Origin of the sequence: Chryseobacterium lacus (assembly GCF_003336205.1) — a bacterium.
In the GTDB taxonomy this organism is placed as follows: Bacteria; Bacteroidota; Bacteroidia; order Flavobacteriales; family Weeksellaceae; genus Chryseobacterium_A; species Chryseobacterium_A lacus.
Genome location: NZ_QPIE01000003.1, coordinates 127,699 through 149,137 on the forward strand (window position 1 = coordinate 127,699; position 21,439 = coordinate 149,137).

At 38.6% G+C, this 21,439-nt stretch carries 18 protein-coding genes; 13 read left to right on the forward strand and 5 right to left on the reverse strand.

Annotated features, from left to right (window positions below):
• Positions 1-969: 969 nt before the first annotated feature.
• The 4 genes from fabG to DQ356_RS04480 all read right to left on the reverse strand — a co-directional run bounded on the left by fabG (position 970) and on the right by DQ356_RS04480 (position 4,777).
• Positions 970-1,713 carry a 3-oxoacyl-[acyl-carrier-protein] reductase gene (gene fabG, locus DQ356_RS04465; RefSeq protein WP_114303463.1) on the reverse strand — a complete coding sequence of 248 codons (744 nt, stop codon included), beginning with the start codon at positions 1,711-1,713 and terminating at the stop codon, positions 970-972.
• A gap of 67 nt (positions 1,714-1,780) precedes the next feature.
• Positions 1,781-2,455, reverse strand: a complete 675-nt coding sequence (rsmI, locus tag DQ356_RS04470; RefSeq protein WP_114303277.1) for a 16S rRNA (cytidine(1402)-2'-O)-methyltransferase — start codon at positions 2,453-2,455, stop codon at positions 1,781-1,783.
• Entirely contained in the window at positions 2,455-3,831 is a 1,377-nt protein-coding gene (locus DQ356_RS04475; RefSeq protein ID WP_114303278.1) for a UDP-N-acetylmuramate--L-alanine ligase, read from the reverse strand. The genes rsmI and DQ356_RS04475 overlap by 1 nt, the downstream gene beginning before the upstream one ends.
• Before the next feature lie 31 nt (positions 3,832-3,862).
• Positions 3,863-4,777, reverse strand: a complete 915-nt coding sequence (locus DQ356_RS04480) for a hypothetical protein (RefSeq protein ID WP_114303279.1) — start codon at positions 4,775-4,777, stop codon at positions 3,863-3,865.
• Between the two features lie 59 nt (positions 4,778-4,836).
• On the opposite strand from DQ356_RS04480, the gene DQ356_RS04485 reads away from it, so the two are divergent.
• From DQ356_RS04485 to DQ356_RS04510, 6 genes are read left to right on the forward strand one after another with little or no spacing between them, the layout of a single operon-like run.
• Complete coding sequence (locus DQ356_RS04485; RefSeq protein WP_114303280.1) at positions 4,837-5,430, forward strand: thymidine kinase; 594 nt, start codon at positions 4,837-4,839, stop codon at positions 5,428-5,430.
• Complete coding sequence (locus DQ356_RS04490; RefSeq protein ID WP_114303281.1) at positions 5,427-7,874, forward strand: bifunctional UDP-N-acetylmuramoyl-tripeptide:D-alanyl-D-alanine ligase/alanine racemase; 2,448 nt, start codon at positions 5,427-5,429, stop codon at positions 7,872-7,874. Before DQ356_RS04485 ends, DQ356_RS04490 begins: the two co-directional genes overlap by 4 nt.
• Positions 7,871-10,015 carry a patatin-like phospholipase family protein gene (locus tag DQ356_RS04495; protein ID WP_114303282.1) on the forward strand — a complete coding sequence of 715 codons (2,145 nt, stop codon included), beginning with the start codon at positions 7,871-7,873 and terminating at the stop codon, positions 10,013-10,015. Before DQ356_RS04490 ends, DQ356_RS04495 begins: the two co-directional genes overlap by 4 nt.
• Before the next feature lie 3 nt (positions 10,016-10,018).
• On the forward strand, positions 10,019-10,432 hold the full coding sequence (gene ybeY, locus DQ356_RS04500; protein ID WP_114303283.1) for an rRNA maturation RNase YbeY: 414 nt from the start codon (positions 10,019-10,021) through the stop codon (positions 10,430-10,432).
• A gap of 38 nt (positions 10,433-10,470) precedes the next feature.
• On the forward strand, positions 10,471-12,333 hold the full coding sequence (gene mnmG, locus DQ356_RS04505) for a tRNA uridine-5-carboxymethylaminomethyl(34) synthesis enzyme MnmG (protein ID WP_114303284.1): 1,863 nt from the start codon (positions 10,471-10,473) through the stop codon (positions 12,331-12,333).
• Between the two features lie 39 nt (positions 12,334-12,372).
• A complete protein-coding gene (locus tag DQ356_RS04510) occupies positions 12,373-13,188 on the forward strand; it encodes a class I SAM-dependent methyltransferase (RefSeq protein ID WP_114303285.1) in 816 nt (271 codons plus the stop codon).
• A 92-nt stretch (positions 13,189-13,280) separates the two neighbouring features.
• On the opposite strand, the gene DQ356_RS04515 is transcribed toward DQ356_RS04510, so the two are convergent.
• Positions 13,281-14,471 carry a phosphoglycerate kinase gene (locus tag DQ356_RS04515; protein ID WP_114303286.1) on the reverse strand — a complete coding sequence of 397 codons (1,191 nt, stop codon included), beginning with the start codon at positions 14,469-14,471 and terminating at the stop codon, positions 13,281-13,283.
• A gap of 618 nt (positions 14,472-15,089) precedes the next feature.
• Between DQ356_RS04515 and rpiB the strand changes: the two genes are divergently transcribed.
• The 7 genes from rpiB to tsaB are packed head-to-tail and all read left to right on the forward strand — an operon-like array spanning position 15,090 to position 20,944.
• Entirely contained in the window at positions 15,090-15,518 is a 429-nt protein-coding gene (gene rpiB, locus DQ356_RS04520) for a ribose 5-phosphate isomerase B (RefSeq protein ID WP_114303287.1), read from the forward strand.
• Between the two features lie 19 nt (positions 15,519-15,537).
• The gene (rnr, locus tag DQ356_RS04525; RefSeq protein WP_114303288.1) at positions 15,538-17,691 is read left to right on the forward strand and encodes a ribonuclease R; all 2,154 of its coding nucleotides are present in this window, start codon (positions 15,538-15,540) and stop codon (positions 17,689-17,691) included.
• Positions 17,692-18,219, forward strand: a complete 528-nt coding sequence (locus DQ356_RS04530) for a hypothetical protein (RefSeq protein WP_114303289.1) — start codon at positions 17,692-17,694, stop codon at positions 18,217-18,219. It begins immediately after the preceding gene.
• Between the two features lie 10 nt (positions 18,220-18,229).
• On the forward strand, positions 18,230-18,919 hold the full coding sequence (locus DQ356_RS04535; protein ID WP_114303290.1) for a LysE family translocator: 690 nt from the start codon (positions 18,230-18,232) through the stop codon (positions 18,917-18,919).
• Positions 18,916-19,845 (forward strand): S66 peptidase family protein, encoded by a 930-nt coding sequence (locus DQ356_RS04540; RefSeq protein WP_114303291.1) that lies wholly within the window; start codon positions 18,916-18,918, stop codon positions 19,843-19,845. The genes DQ356_RS04535 and DQ356_RS04540 overlap by 4 nt, the downstream gene beginning before the upstream one ends.
• Positions 19,845-20,216, forward strand: a complete 372-nt coding sequence (locus DQ356_RS04545; protein ID WP_114303292.1) for a YraN family protein — start codon at positions 19,845-19,847, stop codon at positions 20,214-20,216. The genes DQ356_RS04540 and DQ356_RS04545 overlap by 1 nt, the downstream gene beginning before the upstream one ends.
• A gap of 59 nt (positions 20,217-20,275) precedes the next feature.
• Positions 20,276-20,944, forward strand: a complete 669-nt coding sequence (gene tsaB / locus DQ356_RS04550; protein WP_114303293.1) for a tRNA (adenosine(37)-N6)-threonylcarbamoyltransferase complex dimerization subunit type 1 TsaB — start codon at positions 20,276-20,278, stop codon at positions 20,942-20,944.
• Positions 20,945-21,439: the final 495 nt, after the last annotated feature.

Consider the following 21,439-nt stretch of genomic DNA (forward strand, 5'->3'; position numbering starts at 1 on the left):
TTTTCTTCCTATGTTTTTGTAAAAAGCTGGTCAGCTTTTTAAAAAGGCTGGTCAGCTTTGAAAATATATCTGGTGAGATTCCGCAAAATGAACAGCAAGGATAGCTCCTGCGGTGCGATAAATCTTATCCAGTCATGACCTACGCCTTTTTTGTCATGTTGTAAGCATCTCAACTTTTAGGCAAATAAGCAGAAAAGCGAATGAGCGAATGAGCAAATGAGCAAATTCGCTATTACTAAACAATTAACCGATTAATCAATTAACCCCTAACAGGCAAATTCGCTAATAAGCGAAAAAGCAAATTTGCTTCTCTAAACCAGGTTGCTTCTTTTGAAATTTCGACTTGTTATATTGCCCTAAGTTGGACATAGGGTAACTACGGGGTATGTACGGGTGAAGTATGGAGGTAGAAATTTTGAGGTAATCAAAGTGCCTGTTTTAGTGGTTTTAAGGAAGCCAAGAAACGGATTTTCACCACCATTTAACGCCAATTTTAGCCGAAACCGAGGAACCACCCCGTCATCCTCCTTCGTCGGCTGCCACCCCTCCGGAGGAGGGGAATATTTCCAACCTCTTTTGTACTGGAGGGAAAACATTTACTTTTTCTAAATAATTAACCGATTAAGCGATTAACCAGCATACTCCTTTTCTTCGGGTACGGTTCGGGTCTCCTTCGGATCGTGTTCGGTAAAATGGGGGTTTTACCGAAGGTTTACCGAACACGACCCGAACAACATCCGAACAACATCCGAGCAAAACCGTTTCAAGCGAAGAAGATGATGAGAAAGAAGAACATTCGCTAACCGATTAAACAATTACAGGCTTAAGAATTTAGTGAAGGAGCTAGAGCCAGTTTAAATTTTAACAAAATATTTTTAGTACAGGTATAAAATTGTAAAATTTAAACAGGCTCGTAGTAAGCTAATCCTCATTTCCTAACCAACTCACTGATTCAACACTTGCCTTCTTTTAGGTAAGCATTCCGCCATCCACATTCATTACCTGTCCTGTGATATATCCTGACCAATCACTTCCAAAGAACACACAAGCATTCGCTACATCCTCTGGCTTTCCGCCTCGTTTCAAAGGAATGGCTTCTCTCCATCCCTGAACGGTTTTCTCATCCAGAGCTGCGGTCATTTCCGTTTCAATAAAACCAGGAGCAATAGCGTTGCAACGGATATTTCTGGATCCCAGTTCCAACGCGACTGACTTTGTAAATCCGATAACACCGGCTTTGGATGCGGCATAATTTGCCTGTCCGGCATTTCCTTTCACACCCACCACGGAAGTCATGTTGATAATAGATCCCGATTTGGCCTTCATCATTGGTTTGATTACCGCTTTGGTAAGATTGAATACGGAATCGAGATTAACTTTAATGATGGTATCCCAGTCTTCTTTAGACATTCTCAGCATCAGATTATCCCGGGTGATACCGGCGTTGTTAATCAGAATATCGATCTTCCCGAACTCTGCCATCACATCATCGACCAGCTTTTGAGCTGCATCATAATCGGATGCATCTGACTGATAAGCTTTAATTTGAGTAGATGAACCTAAAGTACTTTCAAGATCCCGAGCCTTCTCGACAGATCCTGCATACGTGAAAGCGATCTTCGCGCCCTGAGCTGCAAAAACTTCCACAATTCCTTTCCCTATACCTCTTGTTCCGCCCGTAATCAGCGCTACTTTTCCTTCTAATAGTTTCATATTTTTATTTTTCAAGTTCTTTTTATAGAGTAAGGTTAAGATTTAAAACCACCTTAAACTGTAATGCTTAAGTCACATTATTAATCACCAATACAATTTCTCCCTTTAAAGTTTTGCTTTTGGAGAATTCAATTAACTCATTGATATTTCCTCTTTTAGTTTCTTCAAACTTCTTGGATATCTCACGGCTAAGGCTCACTCGGGTGTCTTCCCCAAATATTTCTTTTATCTGCTCAAGAGTCGTATTGATCTTGTGCGGACTTTCGTACAAAACAATGGTTTTTTTCTCTGCCGCAAGTTGGCTCAGTTTGGTTTGACGTCCTTTCTTTTGCGGAAGGAATCCGGCAAAAAGAAATTCGTTATTCGGCAATCCCGAAACCACCAATGCAGGCACAAACGCAGTAGCACCAGGAAGACATATCATTTCAATTCCGGCTTCTACACCGGCTTTTGCCAGTAGATAACCGGGATCGGAAATACCGGGTGTCCCTGCATCTGTGATCAGCGCAATATTATCCCCATCTTTCAGCTGTTGAATGATTTTTTCTGTAACATGATGCTCATTATGGAGATGATAGGACCTGGTGGGTTTAGAAATTTCATAATGTTTCAGCAAAACACCGGAAGTTCGGGTATCTTCACACAGAATATAATCTACTTCCTTCAGAACTTTAATCGCCCTGAAGGTCATGTCCTCCATATTTCCTATCGGAGTCGGAACAAAATAAAGAATTCCACTCATTAAAGCTGTTCAAAAATAATTTTCGAGAATTCTTCTAATCCTGGGTCTCTCGCTCCCATCAGCAGCAATATAGCACTTTCCGACAAAGACGGTCTAGCCTTCTCCAGAAACTGCGTTCTTTCTGCAACAAAAAAAGCTTTTTTTCCTTTTGCTTTGATGCCTTCAATCAGCTCTTCTGCCGAAATATCTTTCGTGGCCGTACCGCCTGCATAGAAAATTTCGCTCATCCATATTTCATCCTGAGGCCGTAGCGCAGCAGAAATTTCTTCTATAAAATCGTCTTTCAAAAAACGGGTAGGACCATAGCCGTGAGGCTGAAACCAAGCCACCACTTTATCTGCGAGCGGCTGACAGGCTTTGATGGAGGCCGCGCATTTCGCCGGATTATGGGCGTAATCATCAATGACCCAAATGCCGTTTTTGTTTCCTAAAATCTGATGCCTACGATAGATTCCTTCATAATTAGAAAGGCTTTCAGCACAGGTTTTTAAATCGACTCCAATTTGATGGGCTACGGCAATGGCCGCAGTGGCATTCTCCACGCTGTGCCTCCCTACGGCATTCATCTTTATGGTTTGTCCTAGAACCTGAAAAGTCAGTTCAAAACCTTTTTGCTGGAAATCTGTAGCGTTATATTTTGCAATTTTATTCTCAAATCCAAAATCAGTTTCTAAATTCTCAGACAGCAAAGCAGCCTTCATATTCGACTGATTAACGATAAATTTTCCTTTTGTATTATTTTTAAAAAGGGTAAAAAGCTGCATCAGTTCTTCCATTTCCTGATGGTCTTTATCTACATTCAGCAGTACGCCGATTTCAGGCCTGTATTGTACCACAGAACCGTCACTTTCATCTGCTTCTATAATGAGCCATTCTCCCTTTCCAACGGCTGCGTTTCCAATTTTTCCTTTTTTTATTAATGAAGTCAAACCTGCTCCGGTAATAATTCCGGGTTCCAACCGTGCTTCCGCCAAAATGTGATATAGCATCGCGGCAGTTGTAGATTTACCTGAAGTTCCTGCGATAGCAATGGTTTTCTTGCTGTCACAAATCATCGCCAGAAGTTCACTTCTTTTAATGACAGGAATATTGAGTTCCTGAGCTTTTACCACTTCTGCTACGGTATTTTCAATCGCCGTAGACACGACTACCAAATCCGTTTTCTCTGTAATTCCGCTGCCGTCCTGAAGAAAACAGTGTATTCCATCGGCTTCCAGTTGTTCTTTAGTTTTATTGAAAGTATCGGGTGTGAAATACCGGTCGCTGCCGGAGACTTCTTTCCCCGTTCCTTTCAGGTATTGCGCTAGGGCACTCATTCCTGCACCGGCAATTCCGATAAAAAAAATATTCTGAAAATCTGAGATATTTTGACTCATAAAATGTATTTCCTCGCTGAATGAGTATGAATTACTGAAACTTATTTTCTACGAGACTCCATAATCTTTGTGCGTATTCATCGGCTTTTTCCCAGCCTTTACGGTAATAGATATCACTTAAAAATTCTTTGGCTTCTTCCAGCGTAGAAAAGCTGTTGAGCTGATGAATAGTTTCATTCATTTCTGATTGGCTGCCTTTAAAAAGCATTTTTGAAAAAGCAATTTTATCATTTAAATCCAGTTTAAATTCAGGCTTTGGCTTTCCGGCCTCCATAAAATCAACGGGAACATTCGTTTTAAGTAAACTGGAAGATTCAGGTTTTGGGTCTTCTTCCGGAGTAAGTTCATCATCGAAAAGCGACTGTATTTTTTTCAGGCCTTTAATGTTGGCAAGCCGTATTTTTTTCTCTTCATGATGTAGTTCCTGAAGTTCTTCGGCAACTTCATTTAACTGCTGTAATCTTTCTTGTTTGGAAATTTCTACTATTTTTCCTCGGTTTTCATTCGGTTCAGATTCTTCAACAGCCAACTGTATTTCTTCATTTTCTTCATCTTCGGATAGAATTTCTTCTATTTCGTTCAGTTCATTATTGAAAACAGCTTCTTCCTCTAAATTTTCATCATATTCCGGATGATCAATTTCTGATTGATCGATCTGATTCAGTTCGTTGTTAAAAATCACTTCTTCCTCAGCATGATATTTTTCGGTATGGTTTTCAAAATCAGTTTCTCCATCGGGAAGTTCTTTTACATTTTTGTGATCTTTTTCTTCCTGTACTGATGAATATTGAATCGAGATTTTTAGAAAAGCAGCAAGTTCCTGAAGTTTCAGAATATCTTTTTCACTGTTGGCCAACGCTTCTGCTGTTGATTGGCTCATTAATTTTTCAACGATTTTCTTCGCATCCTGAAAAACGGACTCCTGAATTTCTGTCGCACTTTGCATAGCAATTCCTTATTAAATTTTGCTTATTTTTGAAATTATATTCACGGCTAAAATAGCAAATGTTTTTAGAAAATACAATAAATCATTCCAGACAGAGCGGATGGATGGAAGTGATCTGCGGATCTATGTTTTCCGGCAAAACCGAGGAGCTTATCCGCAGGTTGCGCAGGGCAGAAATGGCAGGCCAGAATGTGGAAATTTTCAAGCCTAAACTGGATACCCGATATGACGAAATAGAAGTAGTATCCCATAATCTTAATAAAATCAGAAGCACGCCCGTAGAAAGTTCCAACGAAATTCTGCTTCTCGGTTCTACCTGCGATGTCGTTGGGATTGATGAAGCACAGTTTTTCGATTCCGGAATTGTAGAAGTAGCCAATGCACTGGCGAATGAAGGCGTCCGAGTGGTGATCGCCGGATTGGATATGGATTTTCTGGGACGCCCGTTTGGTTCAATGCCTAATCTCATGGCGACAGCAGAGTATGTAACCAAAGTACACGCCATCTGCAAACGCACGGGAAATCTCGCCAATTACTCTTTGACAATCAGCCAAGGAAAAGATCTTGTGGAACTTGGGGAAACAGAAAGTTATGAAGCGGTAAGCAGACGCGTTTTTGTGGAAGAAATACTGAAAAACAATCCCACACCATGAACTATACTGCGAGACAAATGGCCTCTATTACTGGAAGTCAACTGATAGGAGACGGAGGACGAATGGTGCAGAACATTGCTTTCGACAGCAGAATATTGTTTTCGGTACAGCAGACGGCATTCATCGCCATTAATACTTCAAAAAACAGCGGCGAGAAGTATATCAACACTGCTGTGGAAGCTGGAGTACAAGTAATTATCTCTGAACATGAAGTCCCGGTCAACAAATCTGTTACGCTAATCATCACAGAAAATTCCATAACATTCCTGCAAAAATTGGCGAAATATCATCTGCAGCAGTTTCCGGGTTTAAAAACCATCGGAATCACCGGTAGCAATGGGAAAACGATTGTAAAAGAGTGGCTGTATCAGTGTCTTTGTAGCGAATTCAGTACTGTAAAAAGTCCGAAAAGTTTCAATTCTCAAATAGGATTACCGGTTTCTTTATTGCAAATAGATGAACGGCATCAGTTGGGAATTTTTGAAGCGGGAATTTCCAAACCGGGAGAGATGGAAAAACTAGAAGCGATTTTTTCTCCTGAAATCGGTATTCTCACGCATATCGGAACCGCACATTCTGCTCATTTTGATTCTGAAGAACAATTAATCGATGAAAAAATAAAGTTATTTCAGCATTCCGGTATCATTATATTTAATGGAGATAAAGAAAACGTTTACAATAAAATACATCAGGTTTACTCAAGTAAGAAATTAATATCGTATGGCCTTTGCCAACATAATGACCTTCACATAATTTCCGAGCCTGGCTCGCACCAAATTACAGTGTCATTTGCCGGTAGTATATTTTCATTTCCTGTTCAGGCAACCGATGAAGCCACACTCACGAATGCATTGGCCATTATCGCTGTTTTAAAAGAATTAAAATTCAGTAACCAGCAGATTATTGAGAAGCTGAATGCACTGAAATCGGTAGAAATGAGGCTGGAAAGCATCAACGGAATTCATGATAATTTAATCATTAACGATTCTTACAATCTGGATCTGGACTCTCTTAAAATTGCTTTCCAGTTCATCAACGAATATAATAAAGATAAAAAAATACTGGTCTTGACGGATATTGTAGAAGCACGGGAAGATCCGGAAGGAATTTATACCGAGGCAGCACGATTGGTGAATGAACAGAAATTCCACAAGGTTTTTCTTATTGGCGAAGGAATATCAAAATTTAGTGAACTGTTTCATACTGAAACCTCTACTTTTAATACAACTGAGCAATTAATTGAAAGTCAGGAGATTTTGAAGATATATAATTCCCTTATCCTTTTGAAAGGAGCGAGGAAATTTGAAATTGAGAAACTGAAAAATATTCTTGAATTGCAGAAACATGATACAGTGATGGAGGTCAATCTGCATGCAATTCTCAACAATATCAATGTGCACCGAACACTACTAAAACCCGAAACGAAAATTATGGCGATGGTAAAAGCGTATTCCTACGGACTTGGTGGCTATGAAATTGCGGAGTTTCTACAACATCACCACATTGATTATCTTGGTGTTGCGTATGCAGACGAAGGCGCTGAGCTCAGGAAAAAGGGAATTACCACGCCCATCATCGTGATGAATCCAGAGCAGCACAGCTATAATGCAGTGATTGATTACAATTTAGAACCGGAAATCTACAGTTTCAGGGTGTTGGAACTGTTCTATAAAACCCTGCAGGAAAAGGGAGCGGACAGAAATTATCCCGTTCATATCAAATTAGAAACCGGAATGCAAAGACTGGGTTTTCATGCGCATGAATTAGACGAACTTATTGAGAAACTAAATCAAATGAATCTGAAGGTAGCCAGTATTTTCAGTCATTTGTCATCAGCCGATGCAGAAGAAGAAAAAAAGTTTACCTTGCAGCAGATTAATACCTTTATCACCACTTCTGATTACCTGATTGCCGGAATTAAAGATCAACCTATTCGTCATATTCTGAATTCATCCGGAATCACGAATTTTCCTGAATATCAGTTGGATATGGTAAGAATTGGAATCGGAATGATGGGAATTTCGTCTCAGCCTGAAATTAAAAAACAACTACAAAGTGCTGTGGTATTAAAGACCGTGATTTCTCAGATTTCGAAGGTTAAAAAAGGCGAAAGCGTAGGTTACAACAGAAATCATAAAACTCCAAAAGACACATTAATCGCGACCATTCCTGTTGGTTATGCTGACGGAATTCCAAGATTAATAGGAAACAGCGTTGGTTTTGTGGGAATCAAAGACAGGCTTTATCCTATCGTCGGAAATATTTGTATGGATATGATGATGGTGGATCTTCAGGATGCTGACGATATACAGGAAGGCGATGAAGTGATTATTTTTAATTCTAATCCAAGCCTGGAAGAGTTTTCAAAATATTGCAATACAATACCTTACGAAGTTTTAACCTCAATATCCCGACGGGTAAAAAGAATTTATATCAAAAAATGACACGAAAAATTCTCTGGTTCACATTTCTTCTCATCTGCTCTTTTGGTAAAAGCCAGGTGAAGGAGGGATTTGTTCTGCCAGAGAATCCTAAAATTGGGCTTTCATTGTCTGGTGGCGGCGCGAAAGGTTTTGCGCATATCGGTGTTCTAAAAGTAATAGATTCATTGGGCATCAAAATAGATTATATTTCCGGAACCAGCATGGGTGCTATTATCGGTGGATTATATGCTGCGGGATATAGAGCGGATGAGATTGAAAAATTCGTGATGAAGACTGACTTTTACACCCTTATCGCCAATGAAAAAACGCGTCAGGAAACACCGTTCTTTTATAAAACTACGGACAAATATCTTCTCACCTTGCCTATTAAAAACGGGAAAGTGAATGTACTGCCAAAAGCTATTTCTACAGGCCAGAAAAACATTTACGTTCTGGAAGAACTGTTCAAGAATGTTTCCCATATTACGGATTTTTCTGAACTTCCGATCCCTTTTTTATGTATAGCCACCAATCTCGAAAACGGAAAAATGGAAATTTTTGAGGAAGGCGATCTGGTGAGTGCGATTATGGCCAGTTCGGCCTTTCCTTCTTTGATGGATCCGGTTCAGATCAATGACAGCCTTTACATAGATGGAGCCATGACGCTCAATTTACCTTCGGAACCTTTGAAAAAAAAAGGAATAGATATCGTTATCGGGGTGGATCTCAGCCAGCCACTTACTCCGAAAGAACAGTTAAATTCAGTTCTTGCTATCTTCAACCAGATCATTGATTTTGGGATTAAAAAAGAAAATAAAAGACAATATGAGTTTACTGATATTACCATAAAGCCCGATCTTTCCGGACTCTCAGCAACAAGCTATAGCGATAAAGAAAAAATTCTCCAGTCAGGATATTATGAAACATTGAAATACGCCTCTGTTTTGAGCAAACTTCCGAAACGGGAATCACCACTGAGAAGTTCCGTGCATTCGGTGTTTTCCAATGTGTATAAAATTGATCAGCTGATTCTTGAAAATAATAACATTTTCGATCAAAATTACATACAAGGTAAAATGAACCTAAAATTGCCGTCTCTTCAAACGTATGGAAGCATTAATAAAATGATCGGTAAACTCTATGCTACAAACAATTATTATACGATCAATTACGATATCATTCAACAGAATAACGAGAATCATTTAAAGTTAATTCTAAGTGAAGTAGACACCCGGTTTTTCCTGAAAGCAGGACTGCATTATGATGAAGTTTTCAAAACCGGACTTCTGCTGAATGCCACTATAAAAAGGCTCTTATTTAAAAATTCGATTATTTCTCTAGATTTAATTGTGGGAGATAAACCTCGTTATTATTTTAATTATTTTATCGACAACGGTTATATTCCGGGATTTGGAGTGTACTCGTCAGGAATGTCATTTGATTTCGCAGACGGAAATAACGAAAATATATCATGGAATTGGTTTAGAAACGATGTTTTTATTCAATCAGTGTGGAGAGATAAGTTTGCTGTCGGCGGAGGTTTTAATCATGAATACTTCAAAACCAATCTGCATAGTACAGGGAACTTTATCAATCCTTATGTTTTTATAAAAAGTGATACCCGGGACGACAGAAATTTCCCTTCACGAGGGTTTTTTATGGATATTAATGGAAAATATCTGGATTTCTTTAATGACAATCCCGAGAAAAAAACTTTTCAAACTAAAGCACTGCTTAATTTTAACTTTCCACTAACACAAAGTTTAACATATCAGTTAAGCTTCTTTGGAGGCATCACTGCAAACAAAGAAATTTCGCCATATTATAAGTATAGAGCAGGTGGAATTTTTGAGCAGGAATTAGGAAATTTTACCTCATTTCCAGGAATGAAACTGGCTGAAATAAGTAATGATAATATGATGAGTGTATCTCAAACGGCCCAATTCCGATTTCAAAAAAACTTTTTTATTGCAGGTAATTTCAATATGCTCACTGTTTTTGATGAAGTCCGAATTAGAGATATGTTGCATATTCATTATATTTCAGGCGGGTTGTCTGTAGGATACCGCTCTCCTTTGGGGCCGGTAAAAATTAATTATAGCATGATGATTAATAAGAAAAAAAGTGGAATTTTCAATATCATGCTCGGACATTGGTTTTAAATTATGATACAGTTTTTCTTTGAAAATACCGACGAGATCGCACTTAATCCGGACATAATAAGCTGGTTGAAGGAAGTAATAATAAGCGAGAATAAAAAACCCGGAATTCTGAATTTCATTTTATGTAATGATGCCTACCTGCTCGAAATCAACCGGCAGTACCTTCAGCATGATTACTTTACCGATATTATTTCCTTCGATTACACCAAGGGTAAAATCATTAGCGGTGATATTTTCGTATCTTTGCAGCGCATTTCAGAGAATGCCTCACAGTTTGATTCAGGTTTTGAAGAAGAACTAAAACGAGTGTTGGTTCACGGTATTCTGCATCTTTGCGGATATCATGATAAGACTGAAGCTGAAATAAATGAAATGCGAAGCAAGGAAAATTACTACTTAAAAACATTTCCTTTATAAATGTTTCACGTGAAACATTTCACTTTAAATTCAAATGAATGATTAGCGAAATATATGATGTAATCGTTGTTGGAGGCGGACATGCCGGTTGCGAAGCTGCTGCTGCCGCAGCCAATTTAGGCTCCAAAACGCTTCTGGTGACCATGAATATGCAAACCATCGGACAAATGAGCTGCAATCCTGCTATGGGCGGTATTGCAAAGGGACAAATTGTTAGGGAAATAGATGCTATGGGTGGATACTCCGGTATCATTGCCGATAAATCTGCAATCCAGTTTAAAATGCTCAACCTTTCAAAAGGCCCCGCAATGTGGTCTCCCCGTACGCAAAATGACAGAATGCTGTTCGCCGAAGAATGGAGATTAGCTCTGGAAAATACACCAAATCTTGACTTTTTTCAGGATATGGTTAAAAACCTTATTGTTGAAAATCACACCGTCAAAGGGATCATCACCTCTCTGGGAATTGAAATAAAAGCCAAATCCGTTATTTTGACGAACGGTACTTTTCTCAACGGGTTAATTCACGTGGGAGACAAGCAGTTAGGCGGAGGAAGAATGGGCGAACCACGATCTTTCGGAATTACAGAACAACTCACTTCTCTGGGTTTCGAAGCAGGAAGAATGAAAACCGGTACACCGCCAAGAATTGACGGGAGAACACTGGATTATTCACAGATGGAGGAACAAAAAGGCGATGAAAATCCTGGAAAATTCTCGTTTCTGGATACGCCTTTATTGAAAGAACAACGCAGCTGTCATATCGTTTATACAAATGAAAAAGTCCATGATATTCTGCGGGAAGGATTCGACAGAAGCCCTATGTTTAATGGGACAATACAAAGTCTTGGGCCCCGCTATTGTCCAAGTATTGAAGATAAGATCAACCGTTTTGCAGAGCGAAACCGACACCAGTTATTTGTAGAACCTGAAGGCTGGAAAACGGTGGAAGTGTATGTCAACGGATTCAGCTCTTCCCTTCCGGAAGACGTACAGATACGGGCCTTACGCGAAATACCGGGCTTCACAAATGTAAAAGTATTCAGACCCGGTTATGCAATCGAATATGACTATTTCCCTCCTACCCAACTACAGCATTCATTGGAAACAAAACTGATAGAAAACCTGTATTTTGCAGGGCAAATTAACGGCACTACCGGTTACGAAGAAGCTGCAGGACAGGGATTAATTGCCGGAATCAATGCGCACAATAAAGTTCACGGAAAAGAGGAATTCATTCTGAACAGAGATGAAGCCTACATTGGTGTACTTATCGACGATCTGATTACCAAAGGTACCGACGAACCTTACCGGATGTTTACTTCTAGAGCTGAATACCGCCTCCTTTTAAGACAGGATAATGCGGATATAAGACTGACAGAAAAATCGTACAAAATAGGCCTTGCAACAGAAGAAAGGTTAAGAAAAACAGAAGAAAAAATATTCAAATCAAAGGAGTTAGAAACATTTCTCAGAGAAACTTCGCTGAAACCTGCCATCATCAACCCTATTCTACAGGAAATGGAAAGCAGCCCTGTAGATCAGGCGTATAAAGCCGCGCAAATTCTTACCCGCCCAAACATTAATTTAAATACACTAGATCGTATTGATTTTATTGAAAATAAATCGAAAGAATATACTACCGAAGTTCGGGAACAGGCAGAAATTAACATCAAATACAAAGGGTATATTGATAAGGAAAGGGAAAATGTATCCAAACTTCACCGTATGGAAAATATTAAAATTCCTGAAGATTTTGACTTTACCAAAATTGCATCACTATCTGCGGAAGCGAAAATAAAAATGAATGCAGTAAAACCTAAAACCATTGCTCAAGCTTCCCGAATCAGTGGTGTTTCTCCTGCAGATATCAATGTTCTTTTAATCTATCTGGGAAGATAGGTACTGATTGTTTCACGTGAAACATTGTTAAATATTCAAATGAAAATTAAAGATTTATTTTTAACGCAGGAGGAGTTTATGCTCGCAGAAACTCCAGTTCCTGGAATTTTAAAAACCACTCCAGTTCCATCGAATATTGAGAAATATTATGAATCTGAACAATATATCTCCCATCATCAGGATAGCAACAGTTTCAAAGATAAACTCTATAAGTTCGCACAATATTTTAATTTGAATTACAAAAGAAATACTCTGGTTGCGGAAACCTTCCGTAATGCACACGTATTGGATTATGGCTGCGGTGCCGGTGAATTTGTGAAATATATTGAAGATGAATTTACTACGTTTGGATACGAACCTAATGCTTCTGCCCGCTCCTCTGCTACACGAAAAACAAGCAAAGCACAGATTATTGATGATATTAATAGTCTGGATAATTCTTTAGATGTCATCACATTATGGCACGTACTGGAACATATAGAAGATCAGGAAACAATTTTAAAAGTATTCCATCAAAAACTGAAAGAAAATGGTAAACTGATCATCGCAGTTCCGAACTATGCGTCTTATGATGCAAAATATTATAAGGAATTTTGGGCAGCGTATGACGTGCCAAGACATCTGTACCATTTTTCAAAAAAAGGAATGGAACAGATTTTTAACACCCACGAATGGAAACTTAAAAAAATAAAACCTCTTTTTCTGGATGCTTTCTATATTTCGATTTTGAGTGAAAAATATAAAAAAAATCCTCTCTTTTTATTAAAAGGAGGATTCATCGGAGCGATTTCTAATTTTAAAGCATCAAAAACCGGCGAATTTTCTAGTTTGATATATATTATCGAAAAAAAATAGATCTTTCAAATTAACCCTGTTTCTAAAAGCCAATTTTTGATCATGTTGTATAAGAAATAAAAAAAGTTACCAAAGCGGTAACTTTTTCTATATTAATCATTGATGGCGGCAATCCCGGGAAGTTCTTTTCCTTCCAAACTTTCCAACATAGCACCACCTCCGGTTGAAACATAAGAAACTTTTGATTCATATCCGTTCTGTTTCACAAACGCTACACTATCGCCACCTCCTACTAAAGAAAAAGCACCAAGCCGGGTTGCTTCCGCAATACTATCACCTAAACGGATCGTTCCTGCGGCAAAATTCGGCATTTCAAAAACACCTACCGGACCATTCCACAATATCGTCCGTGAATTCATAATAATATCATGAAAAAGCTTTCGGGTTCTTGGTCCTACATCAAGCCCCATCCAGTTTTCAGGAATTTGGTAGGCATCTGATTCTTTTCGTTCAGCATCATTATTAAATTCATCTGCAGCAATAACGTCCACAGGAAGGCAAATTCTTACATTCATCGATTTAGCTTTCGCAATAATTTCAAGAGCAAGGTCCATCTTATCCACCTCTACCAGCGAATTTCCTATATTTCCACCCAATGCTTTAATAAATGTAAATGCCATTCCACCGCCGATGATCAGATGGTCAATAGCGGGAAGCATGTTCTCTATGATGGTAATTTTAGAAGAAACTTTAGAACCTCCAATTATCGCTGTCACAGGTTTTTCCCCATTTTTAAGAACTTTATCAATAGCTTCAAGTTCTTTTGCCATCAGTAAACCGAAAAATTTAGTTTCAGGAAAATACTGAGCAATAATCGCAGTAGAAGCGTGGGCTCTGTGCGCTGTTCCGAAAGCGTCATTTACATAAGCGTCTGCATATTTGGCGAGATTTTTAGCGAAAGTTACATCACCCTTTTCTTCCTCATCATAAAATCGGAGATTTTCCAAAAGCAAAATTTCACCAGGCTTCAGGTCTTTGGTCATATTCTCGGCATCTTCTCCGATACAATCGTGGCAGAACAAGACGGTTCTTCCCATAACATTTTCAATTTCATTAACCAGATTTTTCAGTGAAAATTCTTCCGTCTTCTTACCTTTAGGCCTTCCCAAATGCGTCATTAAAATCACCGATCCGCCATCGTTAAGTATTTTATCAATCGTAGGCTTTGCAGCAACAATCCTGGTGTTGTCCGTTACTTTTAAATCTGCGCTTTGAGGCACGTTGAAATCTACCCTTACCAGTGTTTTTTTGTCCTTGAAATTAAAATCATTTACAGTTTTCATAGTGAAATTATATACCTACAAATTTAAGATTAAAAAACCCGATAAAAAATTTTGTCGAAACAATTTTATCCCACACCTGTCATTAACATTCATTTTAATTTTTTTTAATTATAATAAAAGATTTGAGTGATGTTGTTGTTGAGTGTTCGGGAAAGTATGGATAAGTTTTTTAGCAGATTTAATAACAAGGAAACGTTACGGTTTTAAGATTTAGTTAACATTATAAACGCCTAATTTTTAATATTTAACAAGAGATATTAACAATTATGAATAACTTGTTGTAAAATATGTTGCGGAATATACGTCTATGGAGAACTTTCCAATTTCCAAGAACAAATAAGTAAAACTATGCTACAGAATTTCAACAATAAAAAAGCATTAGCCTTTTTAACTGAAAAATGAAAGAAAAACTTTGTCAGACTTATCCACATCAGTTTGATAGAAATTGCTCATATATTCACAAGGAATGTTGATGAATTACTTTCGCAAAACCACAATACAGGTACTTCGAACACATAATTTCTGACTGAAAAAAGGTTGAAACAGAAAATAAGCTTGTTAATAAAAATGATTATCAGTTCATAAACCTTAAATTTGTAGAAACTCTGATAGACGAACATGAAAAAAATAGCAATAGCAGCCGATCATGCCGGTTTCGAATACAAAGAATATCTGAAAAAACAACTGGAAGGTTCTTATGAAATCACCGATTACGGAACCCATTCCGCAGACAGTGTAGATTACCCGGATTTTGTACATCCTGCAGCTGCCTCAGTAGAAAATGGGGAAAATGAAGCAGGAATTTTGATTTGTGGAAGCGGACAAGGAGTACAGCTAAGCGCCAACAAACACACAGGAATCCGGTGTGCGTTATGTTGGATGCCCGAATTAGCCATGCTTTCCAGACAGCATAACGACTGTAATATGATCGCCATTCCTGCGAGATTTATCGCCAAGGAACTGGCTCTGGAAATTGTGGAAAGATTTTTGAATACAGATTTTGAAGGTGGCAGACATCAGAAAAGAGTGGATAAAATAAGCTGCTAACCCAAATAACCAAGAATGTATGCCAAAAAAATCAAAATATTTCAGCCAGAAAAACCATCAGAAATTGCAAGACATCGGAAAGAAAGTTCTTGCTTTCATGAATCAGAAATCCAGCAAAATCTACAATTATAAACAGATCGCTGACGGAATTGGTTACGTTAATCCCCGACAGCGCGAAATGGTTATTCAGGCTTTGCATCAGCTTTTAGCGGACGATAAAATTAAGGAAACAGATAAAGGAAAATATATTTTAAATCTTAAAATCCAAGGAACTTTAACAGGAATTATCGATTTTAACCAGTCCGGAAATGCCTATGTGAATGTAGAAGGGATAGCGGATGATATTTTTATTCATTCCAAAAATGTGAAAGATGCCTTGCAGGGTGATAAAGTAATGATTGTCACCTATAATTTTAAAGGAAAGAAACTGGAAGGTTCGGTAGTACAGGTATTGGAGAGAAATAAAACCGAGTTTGTAGGAACTTTAGATTATATTGACCATAAAGAATTTGGCTTTGTAGTCGCTGATAAAAAGATTATTCATACTGATATTTTCGTGAAAAAAGAAAACTTTCACGGTGCCAATCCCGGAGATAAGGTTGTGGTAAAAATGCTGGGTTGGAGAAAAGGGGACAAAAATCCTGAAGGTGAAATTATTCAGGTTTTGGGCGCTCCCGGAGAACACGAAACCGAGATTCATTCCATTCTGGCAGAATATGGTCTCCCCTATCATTTTCCTGAAGAAGTAGAAAAAGAAGCGGATAAAATCGATAGAGAAATTCATGAGCATGAAGTAAAAAAACGTTGGGACATGCGGGAAGTACTCACTTTCACCATAGATCCAAAAGATGCTAAAGATTTTGATGATGCACTTTCCATCCGGAAACTCAGCAACGGAAACTGGGAAATCGGGGTTCATATTGCCGATGTTTCCCATTATGTCACTCCCGGTTCGTTAATTGATGAAGAGGCTTATCAGCGTGCAACTTCTGTGTATCTGGTTGACAGAGTAGTTCCTATGCTTCCGGAAGTGTTGAGTAACGGCGTTTGTTCGCTGCGTCCGAATGAAGATAAATATACTTTTTCTGCGGTTTTTGAGATGGATGATGAAGCTCATATTCACAAAGAGTGGTTCGGCCGAACCGTAATTCATTCTGACAGAAGATTCACCTACGAAGAAGCGCAGGAACGAATAGAATCCGAAACCGGTGATCTGGCGGATGAGATTCTGACCCTGAACAGGCTCGCAAAAATCATGCGTTCACAGAGAATAAAAAATGGAGCCATCACATTCGACAGAAGCGAAGTCCGCTTTAATCTGGATGAAAACAACGAACCTATTGGCGTTTATTTTAAAGTAAGTAAAGATTCCAATCACCTTATAGAGGAATTTATGCTTTTGGCGAACAGAAAAGTTTCTGAATATATTTCGCTGACCCGCAAAGGAGAATACACCAACAATACCTTTATTTACAGGATTCATGACGATCCCGATCCTGTAAAACTGGAAGCACTTCGTGATTTTGTTTCCACCTTCGGGTATAAAATGAACCTTGCCAATACAAAAAAAGTAGCGGAAAGCATGAACGCGCTTCTGCAAGGAGTTCAGGGAAAACCGGAAGAAAATATGATCGAAACCCTGGCAATGCGATCCATGAGCAAAGCGGTTTATTCTACCAATCCTATCGGACATTACGGTTTGGGATTCGAATATTATTCCCACTTTACCTCTCCTATCCGAAGATATCCTGACCTTATTGCACATCGTTTGTTGCAACATTATCTTGACGGTGGAAAATCGCCAAACCGAAACGAAATTGAAGAAAAATCCAAACACTGTTCTGCTATGGAACGCTTGGCCGCAGATGCAGAGCGTGATAGTATCAAATTCATGCAGGTAAAATTCATGGAGAAGCATTTAGGTGAAGTTTTTGAAGGCGTGATTTCAGGTGTTGCAGAATTCGGATTTTGGGTGGCCATTCCTGAAAATGGAGCCGAAGGACTTATCAAACTTAGAGACCTTGTTGATGACAGCTATAATTACGATGCAAAAGCCCACGCAGTGTACGGATCCAGAACCGGAAATCAATACCAATTAGGCGATCAGGTGAAAATAAAAGTGATGAAAGCCAATCTTATACAGAAACAGTTAGATTTTAAAATTGTGGAATAAATGTTTTATCAGTACCGGTACCTGTTTCGGGTGCTCATCATCCTTGCCAATCTGCTGATTTTTTTTACCATCATTCTTAATACCGTAATTTCGGTGTGGCAATTGATCATTATTGCAGGAATTTATGCCTTGTTTTCAGTGTTCATCTACCGCTGGATAAGGCCCAACTGGGAAATTCTTTTTGAGAAATCCGATTATTTCGGGTTTCTTGTTCCGTTGATATTTCATTTATTCTTCTTCCTCAATTTCGTATTTTCTCATCATCCGCAAACGGAAACTTACATATTTTCAAATACCTCTTCGGGCAGAATCGGAACCACATCAGATAACGTTCCTGTTCACGGAAATTCTACTACGATCCTTTTGGAAAACAATGCATACGGAGATTTTTATTTCATAAGAACCTTTGTGGATTATGATAAAATTAGGGGAAAAAATGTCATTGAATATACCTTTGAAGAAGGATTATTAGGATTAAAAGTGATCAAAAATTACCGGTTTTCAAATGATAATGTTATTTTTGAATAATTAATAGCGTATGTTTGAACTGATCTTCTCAGCCATCGTACTGGGATTCATGCTGAGTTTGGTATTTATCGGGCCTATTTTTTTTCTATTGATTGAAACCAGCTTTTTAAGAGGACCTAAAAGCGCTCTGGCATTAGATCTTGGCGTGGTGGCAGCAGATATTTTATGTATTGTTGCTGCCTATTATGCCAGTGCGGATATCATCCATCTTATCGATCAACATCCTGGATTCTATAGGATTACAGCACTCATCATTCTAGTGTATGGGATTTTTATGTTCATTTCTAAAACCAAAATGCATCTTCCCGGAGAGAAAAGACTCATCAGCCAAAATTACCTAAAAACATTTCTGAATGGTTTTCTGCTCAATTTACTCAACATCGGCGTGTTGCTCTTTTGGTTGGTTACCGTCATTACCGCGCGGAAAAATTATCCTGAAATACCAGAATTTGTCCTTTATATTAGCATTGTTATTCTGACCTATTTTCTTATTGATCTTTTTAAAATTTATTTGGCCAAAATGTTCCATGATAAACTGACGTATAAAGTGGCCAACAGTATCCGGAAAGCAGTCGGAGCGATTCTCGTGATATTCAGTATTTTTATTTTTCTGCAAAGTATCAAAAAATACAACCGCTTCGACAAACAACTAGAACATGCTGAGAAACAGGAACCAAAACACTTAAAAATGAAACAATGAAGTTCCCGAAAAATGTAAGAAAAGGAGATAAAATTGCTGTTGTTTCACCAGCAGGTGCGGTGGAAGAAAGCCAGCTCGCCTCTACCCTTTCCTTGATCGAATCTCACGGTTATCAGCCTGTGTTGGGAAATCACGTTTATGGGAAATATGACCATGGTTTTGTGTATTCCGGAACGGAACAACAGCGCATAGCGGACTTGAATTGGGCTTTGAATGATCCTGAAATTGCTGCAGTTTGGGCTTCCCGCGGTGGATACGGTTGCCAACATCTGGTGCAACACCTAGATTGGTCTTTTGTATCAAAAAATCCGAAATGGTATATCGGGTACTCAGACAATACTGTGATACAAAGTGGTCTGCTGAAAAATGATATTCCCTCTATTCACGGGCAAACCATCAAAACATCTTCTTTCGGGGTTTCTGAAGAAAGTTATCAGCATATATTTGATATTTTAAAAGGAAATATTCCTCAATATACCATTCAAAATCATCCTTATAATAGGGTCGGAGAGACAGAAGGTATTTTGGTAGGAGGAAATTTGGCACTGATTTATGCCTTGTTAGGAACAGAAAATTCCTTTGATTTTCAGGATAAAATTCTCTTTATAGAAGAAATTGGAGAACAGTATTATGCGCTCGATCGGATGCTGATGAGCTTGGAAATGGGCGGTGTTTTCAACAAAATTAAAGGTTTGGTTGTGGGCGGAATGACCAATATGGGCAAGGAAGCAGACAACCAACATTACACGGAAAGTTTTGATCCTTTTGCCAATCAGCTGATTATGGAAAGAGTTCAAAGTTATCATTTTCCAGTAGTTTTTCAGTTTCCCAACGGACATATTGAGCACAATTTGCCGCTCATCATCGGAATGAAAATGCGGCTGATCGTTGGCTCAAAGGAAAGTTCAATACAAATGGAACGCTGATGGCAGAGCATAACGAATTAGGGAAACAGGCAGAAGATAAGGCCGTAGAATTTCTTCAGGAGAAAGGATACACTGTGATTGCGCGGAATTTCCGTTGGCAAAAAGCGGAAATCGACATTATTGCGGAGCATCTCGGAATGATCATCATTGTTGAGGTAAAAGCCCGAACGAACGCTATTTTTATAGAACCGCAGGAAGCGGTGAATAAAAGAAAAATGCGTTTGCTCATTAGTGCTGCAGACGAATTTTTGCAAGCCAACAATAGGACTGAGGAAGTGCGTTTTGATATTGTTTCCGTAGTGCCGCAACAGCAAGGAGCCATGAAGATCATTCATATTGAAAACGCTTTCGAACCCTACGATGCAAACTGATGTCCTGCAAACGACCGGTTTTTTTGGAAATATAAATTTAAAATCATCACCTTTGCAGTATGAAAATTCTTCATCTTGAAACCTCATCCAAAAATTGTTCTGTAGCCATCTCCGAAGGTAAAAAGTTGCTTTGTCTTTGTGAAGAAACATCGGAAAATTACAAGCAATCGGAGTTGCTGCATACGTTTGTAAAATGGGCAATTGAAGGAGCCCAAATTTCGCTGAAGGAACTGGACGCAGTGTCATTGGGAGCGGGTCCAGGATCATATACAGGCCTCAGAATCGGCGCTTCTGCTGCCAAAGGTTTTTGTTATGGACTGAATATTCCACTTATTGCCGTAAATTCCTTAGAAACCCTAGCGGCACCCTTTTTAGCCACAGATTTTGATTTGGTGATTCCAATGGCCGACGCACGCAGAATGGAAGTATATTGCTCCGTGTATGACGGCAACAATGGCCAAGTGATCACAGAAACTGAAGCGAAAGTACTGGATGAAACTTCCTTTCAGGAATTGAGCGATAAAAAAGTGCTGTTTGCAGGAGATGGAGCAAGGAAAGCGAAAGAGATATTACAACTGCCTGATGCAACCTTCAACGCCGGAGTTTTGCCTTCTGCACAATACCTTATCGGAAAAGCGGCCGATAAATTTGAAGCTCAGAACTTCGAAGATATTGCATATTTCGAACCCTATTATCTCAAGGATTTTCAGGGAGTGAAGAAGAAATAAGGTGAGTATCCATATTTAGGAATAATTCCTTTTCCTTGATTTTTCAGGATCCTTTTTAGCTTCAAAGACTTCTAAGATAACCATTCTCGATGTTTTTCGTAGATAATAATATTTTTGTAATTACTAGAGCAAATATTGGGATTTCTACGGTCTGCCAATTGAAAACTTTTAGATCGTCCTATCTGGAGAAGCCTATCAAGTTGTAGCGTTTTGTCAAAAATTCACGGACAATCGCCTTTGCTTGTAGGCTTGCTTTATGTTTATAGTAATAGAAATATCTCGTGATTTCATTTGGGCAAACTGAGATCAAGTAAACTCTAATTCATTTAAATTAGATTTTTCAAATCTTTTGCAGAAGTGAATCGATAATTACTTTCGTCTTCTACTGCATGCTTGTCCTTACTCATGTACGTCACAACAAAAGCTGTTTTTTCTTTGCTAAATTTATATAAAAAAGTGAATAGAAAAATAAAATAGTAAAAGAGTTGTTCCATA